This window comes from Kitasatospora sp. NPDC029312 (genome assembly GCF_055569215.1).
This window is the reverse complement of sequence record NZ_JBVHXY010000007.1, coordinates 170,508-187,917: the sequence shown is the minus strand read 5'-3', so window position 1 is coordinate 187,917 and position 17,410 is coordinate 170,508. Positions and strand designations below refer to the sequence as shown.

Genomic DNA, 17,410 nt, shown 5'->3' with positions numbered 1-17,410 from the left:
CATCCCGGGCATCCGCCGACCGCCCCGGCCGTCCCGACCGGTCACCGTTCCGGCCGGAACGGGCCGGTGCGCACCGCGTTGTCGGACCCGGATGCGACACTGGGCCGCACCATGAACGTCTCGACGAACGTCCCGCTCAGCGGGCCCGCTGAGCCGCTCGCCCAGCGGCTCGCCGAGCTGCGCGGACCGGCCCCGCAGCGCAGTCTGAACGCCCGCGCCCTCGCCGCGCTCGCCGCGAACCCGGGCTGTCACCGCCGTGCGGTGCTGGACGCGGCCGGGGTGGACAAGTCGGCGCTGGCCGCCCGGCTCGGCCGACCCGCGCCCTTCGGCCAGTCCCCCTTCGCGATCGCCCGAGGCGTGATCTTCGAGTCCCGGCTGAAGGCGGACGACTACTCGGCGCTGCTGGAGCCGCTGCGCGCGCACCTCGGCCTCCCGGTCGACGACCGCGCCCCGCTGCTGGTGCCGGACCTGCTGCGCCGCTCCGGCCCGGCCGTCCGCGCCGACCGGACGGCCGATGCGCTGGCCGCGGCCGCCGCCGAGCCGGAGGCCTGGACGCTGCTGGACCACCCGCTGCTGCGCCTGGAGGTGGCGGGCGGCACCGCCTACCTGGAGCCGGACGCCCTGGTGGTGCACGGCGGGCGCTGCACGGTGGTCGAGATCAAGTCCTTCCCGGTGCTCGACGGCGGCGCCGACCCGGCGAAGGTCGGCGCCGCCGCCCGCCAGGCCGCGGTGTACGTGCTGGCGCTCCAGCGAGCCGCCGCCGCGGCCGCCGGGCAGGCGCCGGCCGACGACCCGTACACCGAGCAGCGGCTGCCCGGGAGCCCCCGCACCACCGTGCTGCTGGTCTGCCCGAAGGACTTCGGCAACCGGCCGACGGCCGTCGCCGTCGACGTCCGCCGCGAGCTGGCCGTCACCCGCCGCCAGCTGAGCCGGATGACCGGCATCGAGCGGCTGCTGGACACCCTGCCGCCGGGCGCCGACTTCGACCTGACCGTCGCCGAGGACGGCGCCCCGGCCCGCAGCGCCGAGCAGCTGACCGCCGCCGTGGAGGCCGTCCCCGCCGCGTACAGCCCGGACTGCCTCTCCACCTGCGAACTCGGATTCCACTGCCGCGCCCGGGCCCGCTGCGACGACCGGGTCGAGCAGCTCGGCCCGGGTGTGCGCGGCGAGCTGGGCAGCATCCGTACGGTCAGCGAGGCGCTCGCCGCCGCCTCCGGCGCGGGCAGCGGTGCTACGGCCGGCGACGACACCGCAGAGGAGTACGACGCGGCCCAGCACGACGCAACCGAGTACGACGCCGCCGAGCGCCTCGCCTACGCGGCCGCCCTGCGCGCGGAAGCGCTCGGTGGCCCGGCATGAGCCTCCTCACCACCCTCGCCCGGCTGGAGGCCGTCCGCAGCGGACGGGCCGAGCCGCTGGCCACCGTCCGGCACCGGCACCTGTCGGAGCGCCCGATGGTGCTGATCCCGTTGACCGCCGCCGGTGAGTCCGGGGCGCCGCTGGCCGTGATGCTGGGCACCGACCGGGCCGCGCCCCGGCTGCACTTCGTCCCGCAGCCGCTCAACCGCACCCTGCGGTTCGACTTCCTCGCCAAGCTGGCCGCCGACCTGCTCCCGTACCTGGAGTCCTTCGCCGACGACGTCGAGCAGATCGAGGGCTCCGAGAAGGACCCGGAGACCGGCGAGAAGACCCAGGTGTTCCGCGAGCTGTGCAGCGACGCCCCGCAGCTGATCGTCCCCAACGGCGCGGGCGTGCACCACCTCGCGCTGATCGGCCGCTCCACCCGGTTCCGCCGCACCGCCGAGGACGCCGATCCGGGCCCGTACCCGGCGCCGCTGCGGGTGCCGCTGCTCGGCCGCTGGCTGACCCACCTCACCGACCGTGCCCAGGTGCCCGGCTCCAGTCTGCTGCTGCCGATGACCGGCCTGCTCGCCCGGCACTGGGCCACCGGCCAGAGCCACCTGGAGGACCAGCACCTGGCCGCCCGGCTGGCCTGGCACGACCCGCCGCCGGGTCTGACCGGCGCGCAGGCGGCCGAGCTGGCCGAGTCCGGCCGGGACGAGCAGGGCCAGCTGCTGCACCCGCCGGCCGGCCCGAGCACCGACCCGCGCTTCGACGAGTTCGTGCTCGCCCCGGCGATCGCCCACTACGACGCGGCCGTCAGCGCCCTGCAGCACAGCGGGGAGCAGCAGGACGAGGCGGGCGCGGAGCGTGCCCGGGCGGCCGTCCGCTCGGCCGTCGACCAGCTGCGGGAGGTGCTGACCGCCGTCCTGCTGCCCACCTGGCGGGACGTCTGGCGGGGCCTGGACCTGCTGCGCACCCTGCCGCCGGCCGGCCACCTGGAGGAGCGCTGGACCGGCGACCGCTGGTCCTACACCGGCCACCGGGACCGCCTGGCGGCCGGCGAGCCCCCGCAGCCCCGGCAGGACGACGCCGTCACCGCCGCCCGCAAACTCGCCCAGCGCGAGCGCGAGCAGGCGCGGCTCGACGTCCAGGAGGCGCTGGACGACCCGCTGGCGATGGCCGAGCACCGGCTCGCCGGTGAGGCGTTCAGCGGGGTGGTGACGGAGGTGGTGCCGGACTGGGACACCACCGGGCGCTCCCCCAAGCCCCGCCCGCTGGTCACCCTGCGCACCGCCGACCGCCCGCACGCCGACCCCGGGCGAGAGGTGCACCGGGTGCACGGGCCGTCCGCGCAGAAGGCCGAGATCGTCGCGGTCGAGCCCACCGAGGGCACCATCACCCTGCGGGTGCTGTCCGGCATGGGCCGCAAGAAGGAGCCCGAACCGGGCAGCCTGCCCGAGCCGGGCGAGCCGGTCACCTTCACCCTGTTCGAGTTGACGGTCCGCCAGTCCGCGCCGCTGCCCGAGCCGGACGACACGCCGTGGACCCACGGCGGCCCGCCCGGCGGCACACCCGCAGCCGCACCCGCAACCGCCCTGTCCGTCTCCGAGGAGTGGGAGTGATGGCCGTGCCGGCCCCCGACCAGGCCGCGAACCCGGCTGACGCCCAGGCCGCGAACCCGGTCCCCGCCCCGGGCGTCGCCGCCGACGCCGCCGTGGCCCGGATCCTGGCGGCGACCGTCCACCCGACGGTCGGCGCCCCGCGCGGCGTGGTGGTGGACTCGCCGCCCGGAGCCGGGAAGTCCACGCTGGTCGTGCGGGCCGCCCGCGAGCTGGTGGCGGCCGGGGAGCGGCTGATGATCGTCGCCCAGACCAACGGCCAGGTGGACGACCTGGTCGGCCGGTTGGCCGAGAAGGCGCCGGACCTGACGATCGGCCGGCTGCACGCGGCGGACTCCAGGCCCGGCCCGGAGGTGTTGAGGCATGCCAATGTCACGCCCTCCGACAAGGTCGCCGACCTGGCCGAGCAGGACGTGGTGATCTCCACCTCCGCCAAGTGGCAGTGGGTCCGGACCGAGGCGCCGTGGCGGCACGCGATCGTCGACGAGGCGTACCAGATGCGCTCGGACGCCCTGCTCGCGGTGGCCCGGCTGTTCGAGCGGGCGCTGTTCGTCGGCGACCCGGGCCAACTGGACCCGTTCACCGTGGTCGGCACCGAGCAGTGGGCGGGCCTGTCCTACGACCCGTCCAGCAGCGCCGTGGTCACCCTGCTGGCGCACAACCCGCAGATCGAGCCGCACCGGCTGCCGGTCTCCTGGCGGCTGCCCGCGAGCGCCGCCCCGCTGATCTCGCGGGCGTTCTACCCGTACACGCCGTTCCGCTCCGGAACCGGCCCGGACGAGCGGCGGCTGACCGCCGCCGTCCGCCCCGACGGCTCGGCGCTGGACGCCGCGATCGACCGGGCGGCCGAGCACGGCTGGGCCCTGCTGGAGCTGCCCGCCCGGCACACCGTACGGACCGACCCGCAGGCGGTGGCGGCCGTCGCGGCCACCGTCCGGCGGCTGCTGGAGCGCGGGTTGACGGCCCACTCCGAGCAGGGCCGGGCCCCCCTCACCGCGGACCGGGTCGCGGTCGGCACGGCGCACCGGGACCAGGCGGCGGCCGTCCGGGCGGCCCTGCTCAAGGCGGGCGTCCCGGTGGACGCCGCGGCCGGCCCGGCCGTGACCGTGGACACCGCCAACCGGCTGCAGGGCCGGGAGTACGACGTCACGGTGGTGCTGCACCCGCTCTCCGGGCGCCCGGACGCGACCGCCTTCCATCTGGAGACCGGCCGGCTCTGCGTGCTCGCCTCCCGGCACCGGCACGCCTGCATCGTGGTGGCCAGGGCCGGGATCGCCGAGCTGCTGGACGAGCACCCGTCCACCGAGCCGGTCCAGTTGGGCGTCCCGGTGGCCTTCCCGGACGGCTGGGAGGCCAACCACCAGGTGCTCGAGCACCTCGGCGGCCACCGGGTCCGCCTGCGGTAGCGGCGGTCAGTCCTCGGTCTCGCACACCGCGAAGGCCACCACCGAGCCGTGCGCGGCCTGGGCGCTCCAGCCGGTCGCGTCGGCGGTCGGGCCGTTGGCGCGCACCGGGCCGTCCGCGTCGGGCTGGAGCCGGTAGCCGCCGCCGGTGAGGTGGGTGCCGGCCGGGCAGGTCGCGGTCGAGGTGCCGCCGGGGGCGCTGGCCGGGCCGGTGACCACCTTCGCCGTCTCGGCGGCGAAGGCCGACGCCGCCGGCAGCACCGGAATGACCGGGACGAGTGGGGCGAGTGCCCCGAGGACGGCGGCGGCGAGCCGGGCGCGGGCGGACGGGGTCTTGGGTACGTGCACAGGGGTCCTCCGGGATCCGATGGCGTGATGGGCGTGATGGCCGTGGTGAGCCTGGGGAGCGTGGTGACTCCTCCAGCGGACCAACCGGTTCGCATGCGATTCGGATGCGAAGCGGATGCGGGGCGCCCGTGGCGTGCGCCCGGCGCGCGCCGGGGAATAGCGCCCGCGCGCGCACCGTTCCGTTACCGGCCGCCGCCGCGAGACAATGGACGACGGCCACAACCGGGCGGTGCGGCCCGGAGCAGTCCGCCCGCCCTCCCTCACCGAAACCCCGGAGGTGTCCGTCCATGCCCGACTCCCCCGCCGAGGCGCCCGAGCCCACCCGGCGACTGCGCCCCGCGCAGCTGCTGTTCGAGCCGCAGTCCGCCGAGCCGGAGCCGGAACGATTCTTCGACCTGGAGTCCATCGACGACCCCGGGGAGCTGCTGCGCCGCTCCACCGAGCTGGCCCTGGCCTTCCGGACGGCCGCCGAGCGGGCCACCGACTTCCAGGCGGTCGCCGCCGCACAGCTGGCCGACCCGCGCCGGTTCGACGCGCTGTCGGACGCCGAGATCGCCGAGCGGGCGGACTGGACCCCCGACTACGCCGCCAAGATGATCGAGTACGGCCGCGGACTGCTCCAGCCGCGCCTCCAGGAGGGCTGACCGTCACCCCCTGGCATATGCCAGCGGGGAAGGGTACGCCGTACCCCGTCGGCCTGTCCGGCGAACGGCGCTTTCGGTCACACCGGGGGCGCGCACGGCGCAGGCTGCTGGGCGTGGACATCTGGACGCATCAGTCGGTGGAGTACGTCAGCGTGGCCGGAGAGGCCTGGCTCGCCTCCGCCAGCGAGTACCCGCGCAGCATGCGCGCCCTCTGGGACTCCCGCCCGTGGGCGCCCTCGGTGCTGCCCTGCGGGCGCGCCTTCGACGTGATCAGCATGCCGTCGCTGTTCGGGCGCCGGGTGCTGGACGAGCTGTGGGCGTCCGGCCCGGGCTGCGGGCCGGTCGCGGGCTACCGGGGGCGCACCCTGCTGTTCGTCCAGCCCGGCGCGGCGCCCCGGCTGCGCCGGCTGCTGGCCTGGGAGGAGTGGGCCCGCGACGTACCGCCGCTGCTGTGCCACGGCAAGGGCGACGCGGTGACGGTGCCGCCGCTCCAGCGGATGGTGCACGGCCCCGAGTCCCCCAGCAGGGGTTCGGGCCGCTGGATCGTCGCCCCGGAGGAGCGGGAGCCCTGGCTGCCCGGCGCCTCGGTGGTGCTCTGGGCCTGCGTACGGGCGGCGCGCGAGCCCGGCGCGCCAGCCCCGACGGAGCCGGTCCTGGTGACCGGGGGGTGAACGGGGAGCGGCCGGTATTCGATTTTGGCGAGGCCGCGGGCCGCTGCTACAGTTTTCCGTGTCAGCAGGCGCCGCTAGCTCAGTTGGTTAGAGCAGCTGACTCTTAATCAGCGGGTCCGGGGTTCGAGTCCCTGGCGGCGCACAGACAGCCGAGAGGCCCTTCGCGGAAGCGGAGGGCCTCTCGGCGTTCGGCACCCGTGGCGGCGCCGGAGGTCCGGGCCGCCCGCCGGAGCGGACGGCCCGGCCGGGGTTCAGCGGCCGCGCAGTTCGCGGTAGCGGGCGACCAGCGCCGCAGTGGAGCTGTCCAGCTGCTCGCCGCCCTCACCGGTCAGCAGCACCGGCTCGATCCGCTTGGCGAGCACCTTGCCCAGCTCGACGCCCCACTGGTCGAAGGAGTCGATGTTCCAGACCGCGCCCTGAACGAACACCTTGTGCTCGTACAGCGCGACCAGCTGGCCGAGCACCGAGGGGGTCAGCTCCCCGGCCAGGATCGTGGTGGTCGGGTGGTTGCCCTGGAAGGTCTTGTGCGGGACCAGCTCGGCCGGCACCCCCTCGGCCGCGACCTCCTCCGGGGTCTTGCCGAAGGCCAGCGCCTGGGTCTGGGCGAAGAAGTTGGCCAGCAGCAGGTCGTGCTGGGCGACCAGGCCCGGCAGCAGGTCGGCGACCGGCCTGGCGAAGCCGATGAAGTCGGCCGGGATCAGCTTGGTGCCCTGGTGGAGCAGCTGGTAGTAGGCGTGCTGGCCGTTGGTGCCGGGGGTGCCCCACACCACCGGGCCGGTCTGCCAGTTGACCGGCGTGCCGTCGCGGGTCACCGACTTGCCGTTGGACTCCATGTCCAGCTGCTGCAGGTAGGCGGTGAACTTGGACAGGTAGTGCGAGTACGGCAGCACCGCATGCGCCTGGGCGTCGAAGAAGGCGCCGTACCAGACGCCGAGCAGGCCGAGCAGCAGCGGGACGTTCCGCTCCGCCGGGGCGGTGCGGAAGTGCTCGTCGACCAGGTGGAAGCCGTCCAGCATCTCGCGGAAGGCGTCCGGGCCGATGGCGATCATCAGCGACAGGCCGATCGCCGAGTCGTAGGAGTAGCGGCCGCCGACCCAGTCCCAGAACTCGAACATGTTGGCGGTGTCGATGCCGAAGTCCTGCACGCCCTGGGCGTTGGTGGACAGCGCGACGAAGTGCTTGGCCACCGCCTCGGTGCCGGCGCCCAGGCCGCCGAGCAGCCAGTCGCGGGCGGAGACCGCGTTGGTGATGGTCTCGATGGTGGTGAAGGTCTTGGAGGCCACGATGAACAGCGTCTCGGCCGGGTCGAGGTCGCGGACCGCCTCGTGCAGGTCGGCGCCGTCCACGTTGGAGACGAAGCGGACGGCCAGGTCGCGCTTGGTGTAGGAGCGGAGCACCTCGTAGGCCATCGCGGGGCCGAGGTCGGAGCCGCCGATGCCGATGTTGACGACGGTGCGGATCGGCTTGCCGGTGTGGCCCTTCCACTCGCCGTTGCGGACCCGCTCGGCGAAGCCGGCCATCTTGTCGAGGACGGCGTGCACGGCGGGCACCACGTTCTCGCCGTCGACCTCGATCACGGCTCCGCGCGGGGCCCGCAGCGCGGTGTGCAGGACGGCGCGGTGCTCGGTGTTGTTGATCTTCTCGCCGCGGAACATCGCGTCCCGCAGCTCGGCGACGCCGGTGGCGGCGGCGAGCTCGCGCAGCAGCTCCAGCGTCTCGTCGGTGACCAGGTGCTTGGCGTAGTCCACGTGCAGGTCGCCGACCTGCAGGGTGTAGCGGCTGCCGCGCTCGGGATCGGCGGCGAACAGCTCGCGCAGGTGCGTCCCGCCCAGCTGCTCCCGGTGCTTGGCCAGGGCGGCCCACTGCGGGGTGCGGTCGAGCGGGGTGCGGGCGTCGGCGCGGGTCTCCGACATCGGTGGGTCCTCGATTCATCTGGGTGCAGAAACCGGCAGGGCCAGGCGGTGAGCCCCGGACGTGAGGGGCCCCGTGCGAGGTCGTGCGGGTACGGGTGGTGCGCCGACTCCGTTGACGGCCTGCCCGGGATCAGCCTATGCAACCCCGGGGGCGGTCGCGCACATTCCGCCCGGTGGGCCCGGACTGCCCGTCACTTCCGTTCCGTGCGCAGGTCCAGCCCGCGCAGCACCTGGTCGACCAGCTCCGGGTCGGCCCCCAGCTCGCTGCGGGCGACGAGCATCTCGCGCCGGGAGGCGGCGATCATCTCCTGTTCGACGTCCCGGGCGACCCGCCACTGGGCGAGGCGCTGCTTGGCCTCGGCGGCGTCCTCCTCGGCGTACTTCTCGGGGCAGAGCCGGGCCAGCCGGTCGTGCTGACGGTCCCGCAGGCGGTCGGCGACCTCGGCGGGCAGCCGGTCCTGCTCCTCCAGTTCGCCGAGCCGGGCCAGGCCGGCCTTGGCGGCCCGCCACCAGAGCTGACGGACGGCCTGCTCGTGCTTGTCCTGGTCGATGTCCAGCTCCAGCCGCTTGGCCAGCCAGGGCAGGCTCAGGCCCTGGACCAGCAGGGTGAACAGCACCACGCTGAACGCGATGAAGACCAGCCGGCCGCGTTCGGGGAAGTCCGCGCCGGAGTGCAGGGCGAGCGGGATGGCGAGGGCCAGCGCGACGGTCGCCACGCCGCGCATGCCGGACCACCAGAGGATCACGCTCTCCCGCCAGCTGAACGGGGTGTCCTCGTCGTCACCGCGGCGCAGCCTGCGCGACAGCCAGCCGGCCGGCAGCATCCAGAACAGCCGGACTCCCACCACGACCGCGATGACGACGGCAGCGTCGCCGATGAATCCGGTCCAGCCCTTGCCGGCCTCCTTGAGCACGGTGGCCAGCTCCAGACCGATCAGGCCGAAGGCCACGCCGGTGATCAGGATCTCGACCACCTCCCAGAAGGCGTTGCCCACCAGGCGGTAGGAGACGGCGTCGGCGTCGGCGGCCCGCTCGGCGAGGTAGAGGGCGCAGATGACGACGGCGAGCACACCGGAGCCGTGGATCTCCTCGGCGAGGGTGTAGGCGGCGAAGGGCACCAGCAGGTTGAGCGCGACCTGCTGGGTCGGGTCGTCCAGGAGCCCGGCCAGCTTGGCGTTCATCCAGCCGAGGGCCACGCCGACGACCACGGCGAGCACGGCGGACAGGACGAAGCGCAGCACCGCGTCGCCGACCGAGAAGTCGCCGCTGACCATGGCCTCGATGGCCAGCGAGTAGATGACGATCGCGGTGACGTCGTTGAACAGGCCCTCGCTCTCCAGGATCGCCACCAGGCGCCGGGGCAGCCCGATGCTGCCGGCCACCGCGACGGCGGCGACCGGGTCCGGCGGGGAGACCACCGCGCCGACCGCGATGGCGGCGGCCAGCGGCAGGGCGGGCAGCAGCCAGTGCACCGTACCGGCGACGGCGATGGTGGTGACCACCACCAGGGCGACGGCCAGCAGCAGGATCGAGCGGATGTTGGCCTTGAAGTAGCGGACCGAGGAACGCCGGGCGACCGCGAAGATCAGCGGCGGCAGGACCAGCGGGAGGATCAGGTCGGGGTCGAGGGAGACGTCCGGGATCTGGGGGATGAGCGCCATGGCGATGCCGAGGAGGGTCATCAGGACCGGTTGCGGCACCGCCGTCCTGCGGGCGAGCGGCATGGTCACCACGGAGGCGAGCAGCACCAGGAAGAACAGCGGCAGCTGGCCCACGGGGAGGTTCCTCTCGACGGCGGACGGCTGAGCGCCGCCCAGGATAAATCTGACAATGCGCCCATCAGTGAAGACGCGCCGAACGGCGGCTTGACCTCCAGCGGACTTCAGGTCCGGGGAGCAGACACGAGGGCGGTCACCGTGACGGGGCCGATTGGGTGTTTCAGCCGCTGACCAGGTAATGTTCTCCGCGTCAGCAGGCGCCGCTAGCTCAGTTGGTTAGAGCAGCTGACTCTTAATCAGCGGGTCCGGGGTTCGAGTCCCTGGCGGCGCACAGACAGCCGGAAGGCCCTACGCGAGAGCGGAGGGCCTTCCGGCGTTTCGGCTATCCGACCTTCCGGCGTTTCGGCTATCCGACCTTCCGGCGTTTCGGCGTACAGGCCAATACCGGCCGCGCCGTCGGTGGTGGCAGGAAAGGTGGGAAACAGGTCATTGCTGCCATCCCGGCCCGCTGACAGGCTGGCCGCATGAGAGCGCGCAGCGTGGTCATCGTCCTCCACGAGGGCGTGCAGAGCCTCGACGTGACCGGCCCCCTGGAGGTGTTCGCGGGAGCGGGCACGGCCTGCGGGCAGCCGGGCGCGTACCGGGTGACCACGGCCTCGCTCGGCGGCGGGCCGGTGCGCAGTTGCAGCGGGCTGCGGCTGCTGCCGGACGAGGACCTCGCCGAGGTCGCGTCGGCGCACACCCTGCTGGTCCCCGGCGGGCGGGGCACCGGGCACCCGGACGACGCGCTGGTGGCGCGGATCCGGGAGCTGGCCGGTCGGGCCGAGCGGGTGGTGTCGGTGTGCACCGGGGCCTTCCTGCTCGCCGAGGCCGGGCTGCTGTCCGGGCGCCGGGCGACCACCCACTGGGCGTACTGCGAGGCACTGGCCCGGCGGTTCCCCGACGTCGAGGTGGACCCTGACCCGATCCACGTCCGGGACGGCCACGTCGCCACCTCGGCCGGGGTCACCGCCGGGATCGACCTCGCCCTGGCGCTGGTCGAGGAGGACCTCGGCCGGGACGCCGCGCTGCTGGTCGCCCGCCACCTGGTGGTCTTCCTGCGCCGGCCCGGCAACCAGGCCCAGTTCAGCACCCAGCTGGCCGCCCAGGTGGCGGCCCGGCAGCCGCTGCGCGAGGTGCAGCGGTGGATCGCCGAGCACCCGGAGGCCGACCTCTCGGTCGAGGCACTGGCCCGCCGCTCGGCGCTGTCGCCGCGGCACTTCGCCCGCGCCTTCGCCGCCGAGGTGGGGGTGACCCCGGGCCGGTACGTCGACGGCGTGCGGCTGGAGGCCGCCCGGCGGCTGCTGGAGGACACCGACGACGGCGTCGAGGAGATCGCCCGCTCTTGCGGCTACGGCACCCCGGAGGCGATGCGGCGCGCCTTCGTCCGGACCCTGGCCGCCCCGCCCGCCGAATACCGACGCCGCTTCCGACCCCGTCCCGATGGAGGACACTGATGCGCATCGCCGTCCTGGTGTACGACCACTTCACCGCCCTCGACGCCGTGGGCCCGTGCGAGGTGCTGTCCCGGATCCCCGGCGCCGAGGTGGTGTTCACCGCGGCCCGGCGCGGGCCGGTCCGCACCGACATGGCGGGCCTGGCACTCACCGCGGAAGCCACCCTGGACGAGGTGGACGCGGCCGACCTGCTGCTGGTGCCCGGTGGGCCCGGGACGGCGGCGCAGCTGACCGACCCGGCCGTGGTCGAGTGGGTGTGCGCGATCGACGCGACCACCACCTGGACCACCTCCGTCTGCTCCGGCTCGCTGCTGCTGGGCGCCGCCGGACTGCTCCGGGGCCGCCGGGCCACCTCGCACTGGATCTGCCTGGACCAGCTGGCCGGCTTCGGGGCGGAACCCACCGGGACGGAGCGGATCGTGGTCGACGGCAAGTACGCGACCGCGGCCGGCGTCTCGGCCGGGATCGACCTCGCGCTGACGCTGACCGGCCTGATCGCCGGGGACGCGACCGCGCAGGCGCTCCAGTTGCTGATCGAGTACGACCCGCAGCCGCCGTACGCCTCGGGCTCCCTCGCGAAGGCGTCCCCCGAGGTGGTCGAGGAAGCGAAACGGCTGCTGCGGAGCTAACCGCGCGTCGCCGGGAAGCCGTGGCGGCGGGCGGCCAGGGTCACCGCCAGGACGGGCAGCAGCAGCGCGAGCACCGTCCAGGGCAGGGCGCCGGTGCCGAGGCGGCCGAGCACCAGGCCGCCGAGGACCCCGCCGCCCGCTGCCGCAGGCGGCGGTGGATGTGGACGCCGACGAGCCAGACGCTCGCCAGGGAGGCCAGTCCGAAGACCAGCAGCACGGAGTCGGCGGACCCGCCGAGGCCGGCCCGGTCGAGGAAAGGCGCGATGTAGGTGAACAGGATGGTGTGGGCGAGCACGAAGAGCACTTGCGGGGTACCGGGGTTGTGAGCTGGGTGGTCGCCATGGGGCCATGCGCGGACCTCACACGGGTGTCAGGTTCAAGCACGGCCCCGCGCTGGTCGGATCACCGGCCGAAGTAGCCGTCGAAGTTCTTGGAGAACTCCTGGCCGCCGAACCGGTCCCAGTTGATCGACCAGGTCATCAGCCCGCGCAGGTTCGGCTGGGCGCCCGAACGCGGCACGTACGTCCCGCAGGCGGTCAGCTTGGTGAGGCAGTCCAGCGCCTTGTCGACCTCCGCGGGGGCGACGTACCCGTTGCCCGCGTTGGTGGTGGCCGGCATGCCGATCGCGACCTTCGAGGCCGGCAGCGGCGGGAACACGTTCGCGGTGTTGCCCGCCACCGGGAAGCCCTTGAGCAGCATGTCCGTCATCGCGACGTGGAAGTCGGCGCCGCCCATCGAGTGGTACTGGTTGTCCAGGCCCATGATGGAGCCGGAGTTGTAGTCCTGGACGTGCAGCAGGGTGAGGTCGTCGCGCAGCGCGTGGATGACCGGCAGGTACGCCCCGGCGCGCGGGTCCTGGCCGCCCCAGGGGCCGGATCCATAGTACTGGTAGCCGAGTTGGACGAAGAAGGTCTCGGGCGCCATGGTCAGCACGAAGCCCGGGCCGTACTTGGCCTTGAGGGTCTTCAGCGCCGAGATCAGGTTGACGATCACCGCACTGGTGGGGTTCTTGAAGTCGGTGTCGCCGGTGTCGAGGGAGAGCGAATGGCCCTCGAAGTCGATGTCCAGGCCGTCCAGGCCCCACTTGTCGATGATCGCCGAGACCGAGCTGACGAAGGCGTCCCGGGCGGCGGTGGTGGTCAGCTGGACCTGGCCGTTCTGGCCGCCGATCGAGATCAGCACCTTCTTGCCCTGGGCGCGCTTGGCGGCGATGGCGGCCTTGAAGTCGGCGTCGGACTCGGCGGTCGGGCAGTCGGTGGTCGGGCAGCGGTTGAAGCGGATGTCGCCGGAGGTCGGGGAGGTGGGCTCGCCGAAGGACAGGTCGATGATGTCCCAGGAGGCGGGGACGTCGGCCATCCGGGTGTAGCCGGCGCCGTTGGCGAAGCTGGCGTGCAGGTAGCCGACCAGGGCGTGGCCGCCGGCGGGGGTCCCGGTCGGGGTGCCGGTGGGCGTGCCCGTCGGGGTCGGGGTGGGCGTGCCGGTGGGCGCGGGCGTCGGGGACCCGGTGTACGTGGGCGTCGGGGTCGGAGTGGAGGTCGGCGTCGGGGTGGGAGCGCCCGGGCCGTCCAGCGAGACGTCGTCCGCGTAGTAGGTGCCCTGCCCGTACCAGCCGTGGGTGTACACGGTGGCGCTGGTCTGGTTGGCGCCGGCGGTGAAGCCGAGGCTGAGCTTCTGGTAGCCGCCGCCGGTGCCGGGCGTCCAGGTGCTGGGGCCGCCGCCGTCGACGCCCAGGTAGACGTACGAGCCGTTGACGTAGGCGCTGAGCGTATAGGTGGTGTTGGGCGCGACGGCGACGGTCTGGGCGCACTGGGCGGTGTCGCCCGTGGTGGCCGCGGCGGCGAGTGCGTAGCGGCCGCCGTGCACCGGGGCGGTGACGACGCTGCCGGTGTTCCCGGAGCAGGTCCAGGGGCCGAGCGCGCCGGTTTCGAAGCCGCCGTTGGCCAGGAACTCGCCGGCCGAGGCGGCCGGCGCCAGGCCCAGGGTGACGCCGGCCAGGGTGGCCGCGGCGACGGCGGAGGCGGTGCCGGCGGCGAGGGCGGCGCGACGGCCCTCGCCCGGTGTTCTGCCGGACGTGGTTCCGCGGGGCGAGTTACTGCCGGAGGCGGTCCTGCGGGACGTGGTTCTGCGCATGCGGGTGCTCCTGCGATGGCGCGGTCGTGGGGGGACGTCCGAGGGCACGCCGGAGCACGCGCCAGTGGGGGGAACGGCCCGGCCTGGCACCCAAGTTGGACTAGACCACTGAAGTGGATCCGCCGGCGCGCTGTCAATGGTCCATACCGGTGCAGACCGGTCCGGACGTGCCGGCGCGGGCACCCGGCGGACCGCCCCGGTTGCCGGGGGTGACACCCCGTCGAAGGATGGAGGGGTGACCCCGCCCGGCTACCTCCGCCACCCCCACCTGCACGGCGGCCTGCTCACCTTCACCGCCGAGGACGACGTCTGGATCGCCCCGCTGGACGGCGACGGCCACGGCACGGGCACCGGCACCGGCCGGGCCTGGCGGGTCAGCTGCGACCGAACCCGGGTCAGCCACCCCCGCTTCTCCCCCGACGGCACCACCCTCGCCTGGACCAGCTGGCTCGACCTGACCCCCGAGGTGTGGACCGCGCCGGTCGAGGGCGGCGAGGCCAGCCGGCTCAGCTTCTGGGGCAGCCAGGACACCCGGGTGCGCGGCTGGCTGCCGGACGGCGAGGTGCTCGCCGTCACCTCCTTCCACGAGCCCTTCGGCCACTACACCTGGGCGCACGCCCTCCCGCCGGACGGCTCCCCCGGCCGCCGGATGCCCTGGGGGCCGGTCGGCGACGCCCAGATGAGCCGTGGACGGACCGTGCTGCTCACCGGCTCCGCCCCGCACGAACCCGCCGCCTGGAAGCGCTACCGCGGCGGCGCGACCGGGCGGCTCTGGGTGGACGGCGAGCTGATCCTGCCCGGCCACCCCGGCCACCTCGCCTCCCCGATGCCGATCGGCGAACCCCCCGACGACCGGATCGCCTTCCTCTCCGACCACGAGGGCATCGGCAACGTCTACTCCTGCCGTCCCGACGGCAGCGACCTGCGCCGGCACACCGACCACGCCTCCTACTACGCCCGCGAAGCCGCCACCGACGGCACCCGGATCGTCTACCAGCACGCCGGCGACCTCTGGCTGCTGGACGGCCTGGACGCCCCCGCCCCGCGCCGGCTGACCGTCCCGCTCGGCGGCGCCCGGGCCGGCCGCCGCCCGTACCGGGTCAACGCCGCCACCCAGGTCAAGGACCTCGCCTGCGACCAGACCGGGCGGGCCGGGCTGGTCACCGTGCGCGGCAGCCAGTACTGGCTCACCCACAAGGACGGCCCGGCCCGCGCGCTCGCCGACACCCCGGGGGTGCGGACCCGGCTGCCGGTCGTGCTCGGGCACACCGGGGAGGCCGCTTGGATCACCGACGCCCAGGGCGCCGACGCGATCGAGGTGATGCCGCTGCCCGGCCACGAGGACCCCGCCGAATCGGCGAGCGGGCAGCGGCACCGCCACCGGGTGCTCGCCGCCGGACGGCTCGGCCGGGTCCTGGAGCTCACCGCCTCCCCCGACGGCACCCACCTGGCCGCCGCCACCTCGGACGGCCGGCTGCTGCTGGTCTCCGCCGCCGACGGCGCGGTGCGCGAGCTGGCCGCCTCCGAGTACGGTCCGGTCTCCAGCGCCCGCTTCGCCCCCGACTCGCACTGGCTCGCCTGGTCCCAGCCGGCCGCCGGGCGCTCACTGCGCCGGATCCGCCTCACCCGCACCGACGCGCCCGCGCCCGTCATCGACGTCACCGACGGGCGGTTCGAGGACGAGCAGCCGGTGTTCACCCGGGACGGCCGCTACCTCGCCTTCCTCTCCTGGCGCGGCTTCGACCCCGTGCACGACGTGCACACCGGGGACCTCTCCTTCCCGGTCGGCTGCCGCCCGTACCTCGTCCCGCTCACCGCCGACACGCCCTCCCCGTTCGCCGCGCCCGCCGAGGACGGCGCCCCGCGCGGGAACGGCGGCGGCGACGGCACCGTCCGGGTCGACCCCCTGGGCATCGGCGACCGGCTGCTGCAGTTCCCGGTGATCGCCTCGAAGTACTCGGCCACCGACGCGGTGCGCGGCGGCCTGGTCTGGCTGCGCTGGCCGATCTCCGGCACCCTCGGACAGACCTTCGCCAGCCCCGACGACACCTCCGGGCGCCCCTCCCTGGAGCACTTCGACCTGGCCCGCGGCACCCGCACCACGCTGGTCGACAACCTGGACGGCTACGCCGTCTCCGGCGACGGCGGCTCGATCGCGATCTACTCGGCCGGCACGCTGCGGGTCGTCCAGGTCGCCGCGCCCTCCCTCGGGACCACCGTCGACCTGCGCCGGATCACCCACACCGTGCACCCGGCCGCCGAGTGGCGCCAGGCGTACCACGAGGCGGCCCGGATCGTCCGGGACCAGTTCTGGGACGAGCGGATGTCCGGCCTGGACTGGCCCGCGCTCGTCACCCAGTACGAGCCGCTGCTGGAACGGATCTGCTCACCCGACGACTTCGCCGACCTGCTGCGCGAACTCCTCGGCGAACTCGGCACCTCCCACGCCTACGTCACCCCCTCCCGGCGCGCCGAGGGCCCCACGCTCGCCCAGCAGCCGCTCGGCCTGCTCGGCGCCAACGCCCACCGCTCCCCCGACGGCCGCTGGCTGGTCGACCGGGTGCTGCCCGGCGAATCCTCCGATCCGCGCGCCCGCGCCCCGCTGGCCGCCCAGGGCGTCCGGGACGGCGACGAACTGCTGGAGATCGGCGGCCGCCCGGTGGACCCGCTGCGCGGCCCGCTCCCGCAGCTGGCCGGCACCGGCGGCACCACCGTCGAACTCACCCTGCGCGGCGGCCCGGACGGCCCGGTGCGGCGGATCACCGTCACCCCGCTGACCGACGAGCGGGCCATCCGCTACCAGGACTGGGTGGCCAAACGCCGCTCCCTGGTACGGGAGTACAGCGACGGCCGGTGCGGCTACCTGCACATCCCGGACCTCGGCGGCTCCGGCTGGGCGCAGTTCAACCGCGACCTGCGGCGCGAACTGGACAAGCCCGCGCTGGTGCTCGACGTGCGCGGCAACGCCGGCGGCAACGTCTCCGAACTGGTGCTGGAGAAGCTCACCCGGCAGGTCCTCGCCTGGGACTTCACCCGGGACCGCCGGCCGGTCCGCTGGCCCCGGCACGCCCTGCGCGGCCCGCTGGTGGCCCTCGCCGACGAGGCGACCAGCTCGGACGGGGACGTGATCATCGCGGCCATCAAGCTGATCGGCCTCGGCCCGGTGATCGGCAACCGCACCTGGGGCGGGGTGGTCGGGATGACCGGGCGGCACACCCTGGGCGACGGCACCCAGATCTCGGTGCCGAAGAACGCTTCCTGGTTCAGCGGCGGGCTCGGCTGGTCCGTCGAGAACCAGGGCGTCGAGCCGGACGTGCACGTGCTGCGCACCCCGCGGGACTGGGCGCGCGGTCGCCACCCGGAACTGGTCACCGCCGTCCAGCTGGCCCTGGACCTGCTGGAGGACGCCCCCGCCGCGGCGCCCCCGCCGGAGTCCACCCCCCGACCGGACCTGCGGCGCCCACCGCTGCCGCCGCGCTGACCGGCACGCTGACC

12 protein-coding genes, 2 tRNA genes and 1 pseudogene are annotated in these 17,410 nt (G+C 74.5%); 10 read left to right on the top strand and 5 right to left on the bottom strand.

Annotation, left to right across the window (positions count from 1 at the left end; all coding sequences use genetic code 11):
- Window positions 1-111: 111 nt before the first annotated feature.
- The 3 genes from ACZ4WV_RS09085 to ACZ4WV_RS09075 are packed head-to-tail and all read left to right on the top strand — an operon-like array spanning window position 112 to window position 4,369.
- Window positions 112-1,359 carry a hypothetical protein gene (locus ACZ4WV_RS09085; protein WP_465744343.1) on the top strand — a complete coding sequence of 416 codons (1,248 nt, stop codon included), beginning with the start codon at window positions 112-114 and terminating at the stop codon, window positions 1,357-1,359.
- Window positions 1,356-2,966 carry a hypothetical protein gene (locus ACZ4WV_RS09080; protein WP_465744341.1) on the top strand — a complete coding sequence of 537 codons (1,611 nt, stop codon included), beginning with the start codon at window positions 1,356-1,358 and terminating at the stop codon, window positions 2,964-2,966. Before ACZ4WV_RS09085 ends, ACZ4WV_RS09080 begins: the two co-directional genes overlap by 4 nt.
- Complete coding sequence (locus ACZ4WV_RS09075) at window positions 2,966-4,369, top strand: AAA family ATPase (protein WP_465744339.1); 1,404 nt, start codon at window positions 2,966-2,968, stop codon at window positions 4,367-4,369. The genes ACZ4WV_RS09080 and ACZ4WV_RS09075 overlap by 1 nt, the downstream gene beginning before the upstream one ends.
- A gap of 6 nt (window positions 4,370-4,375) precedes the next feature.
- On the opposite strand, the gene ACZ4WV_RS09070 is transcribed toward ACZ4WV_RS09075, so the two are convergent.
- Window positions 4,376-4,714 carry a hypothetical protein gene (locus ACZ4WV_RS09070; protein WP_465744338.1) on the bottom strand — a complete coding sequence of 113 codons (339 nt, stop codon included), beginning with the start codon at window positions 4,712-4,714 and terminating at the stop codon, window positions 4,376-4,378.
- 287 nt (window positions 4,715-5,001) lie between these two features.
- Between ACZ4WV_RS09070 and ACZ4WV_RS09065 the strand changes: the two genes are divergently transcribed.
- The 3 genes from ACZ4WV_RS09065 to ACZ4WV_RS09055 all read left to right on the top strand — a co-directional run bounded on the left by ACZ4WV_RS09065 (window position 5,002) and on the right by ACZ4WV_RS09055 (window position 6,171).
- On the top strand, window positions 5,002-5,358 hold the full coding sequence (locus ACZ4WV_RS09065; protein WP_465744336.1) for a hypothetical protein: 357 nt from the start codon (window positions 5,002-5,004) through the stop codon (window positions 5,356-5,358).
- 113 nt (window positions 5,359-5,471) lie between these two features.
- Complete coding sequence (locus tag ACZ4WV_RS09060) at window positions 5,472-6,029, top strand: bifunctional DNA primase/polymerase (protein ID WP_465744334.1); 558 nt, start codon at window positions 5,472-5,474, stop codon at window positions 6,027-6,029.
- 68 nt (window positions 6,030-6,097) lie between these two features.
- Window positions 6,098-6,171 (top strand) — tRNA-Lys (locus ACZ4WV_RS09055).
- Window positions 6,172-6,280: 109 nt separating this feature from the next.
- Here ACZ4WV_RS09055 and pgi read toward each other — a convergent pair.
- Both pgi and ACZ4WV_RS09045 read right to left on the bottom strand, forming a co-directional pair.
- Window positions 6,281-7,942 (bottom strand): glucose-6-phosphate isomerase, encoded by a 1,662-nt coding sequence (pgi, locus tag ACZ4WV_RS09050; protein ID WP_465744332.1) that lies wholly within the window; start codon window positions 7,940-7,942, stop codon window positions 6,281-6,283.
- A 191-nt stretch (window positions 7,943-8,133) separates the two neighbouring features.
- Window positions 8,134-9,717, bottom strand: coding sequence for a Na+/H+ antiporter (locus ACZ4WV_RS09045; protein WP_465744330.1), 1,584 nt, complete (start codon window positions 9,715-9,717; stop codon window positions 8,134-8,136).
- Between the two features lie 200 nt (window positions 9,718-9,917).
- On the opposite strand from ACZ4WV_RS09045, the gene ACZ4WV_RS09040 reads away from it, so the two are divergent.
- From ACZ4WV_RS09040 to ACZ4WV_RS09030, 3 genes are all read left to right on the top strand, one after another.
- Window positions 9,918-9,991, top strand: a tRNA-Lys gene (locus tag ACZ4WV_RS09040).
- A gap of 193 nt (window positions 9,992-10,184) precedes the next feature.
- Window positions 10,185-11,156 (top strand): GlxA family transcriptional regulator, encoded by a 972-nt coding sequence (locus tag ACZ4WV_RS09035; protein WP_465744328.1) that lies wholly within the window; start codon window positions 10,185-10,187, stop codon window positions 11,154-11,156.
- Window positions 11,156-11,785 carry a DJ-1/PfpI family protein gene (locus tag ACZ4WV_RS09030; protein WP_465744327.1) on the top strand — a complete coding sequence of 210 codons (630 nt, stop codon included), beginning with the start codon at window positions 11,156-11,158 and terminating at the stop codon, window positions 11,783-11,785. The genes ACZ4WV_RS09035 and ACZ4WV_RS09030 overlap by 1 nt, the downstream gene beginning before the upstream one ends.
- On the opposite strand, the pseudogene ACZ4WV_RS09025 reads toward ACZ4WV_RS09030, so the two are convergent.
- Window positions 11,782-12,104: pseudogene (locus tag ACZ4WV_RS09025) on the bottom strand (hypothetical protein); the annotation flags it as partial. The gene ACZ4WV_RS09030 and the pseudogene ACZ4WV_RS09025 overlap by 4 nt on opposite strands.
- 83 nt (window positions 12,105-12,187) lie before the next feature.
- Window positions 12,188-13,915, bottom strand: a complete 1,728-nt coding sequence (locus tag ACZ4WV_RS09020; RefSeq protein WP_465744325.1) for a chitinase — start codon at window positions 13,913-13,915, stop codon at window positions 12,188-12,190.
- A gap of 235 nt (window positions 13,916-14,150) precedes the next feature.
- On the opposite strand from ACZ4WV_RS09020, the gene ACZ4WV_RS09015 reads away from it, so the two are divergent.
- On the top strand, window positions 14,151-17,396 hold the full coding sequence (locus ACZ4WV_RS09015; RefSeq protein WP_465744323.1) for a S41 family peptidase: 3,246 nt from the start codon (window positions 14,151-14,153) through the stop codon (window positions 17,394-17,396).
- Window positions 17,397-17,410: the final 14 nt, after the last annotated feature.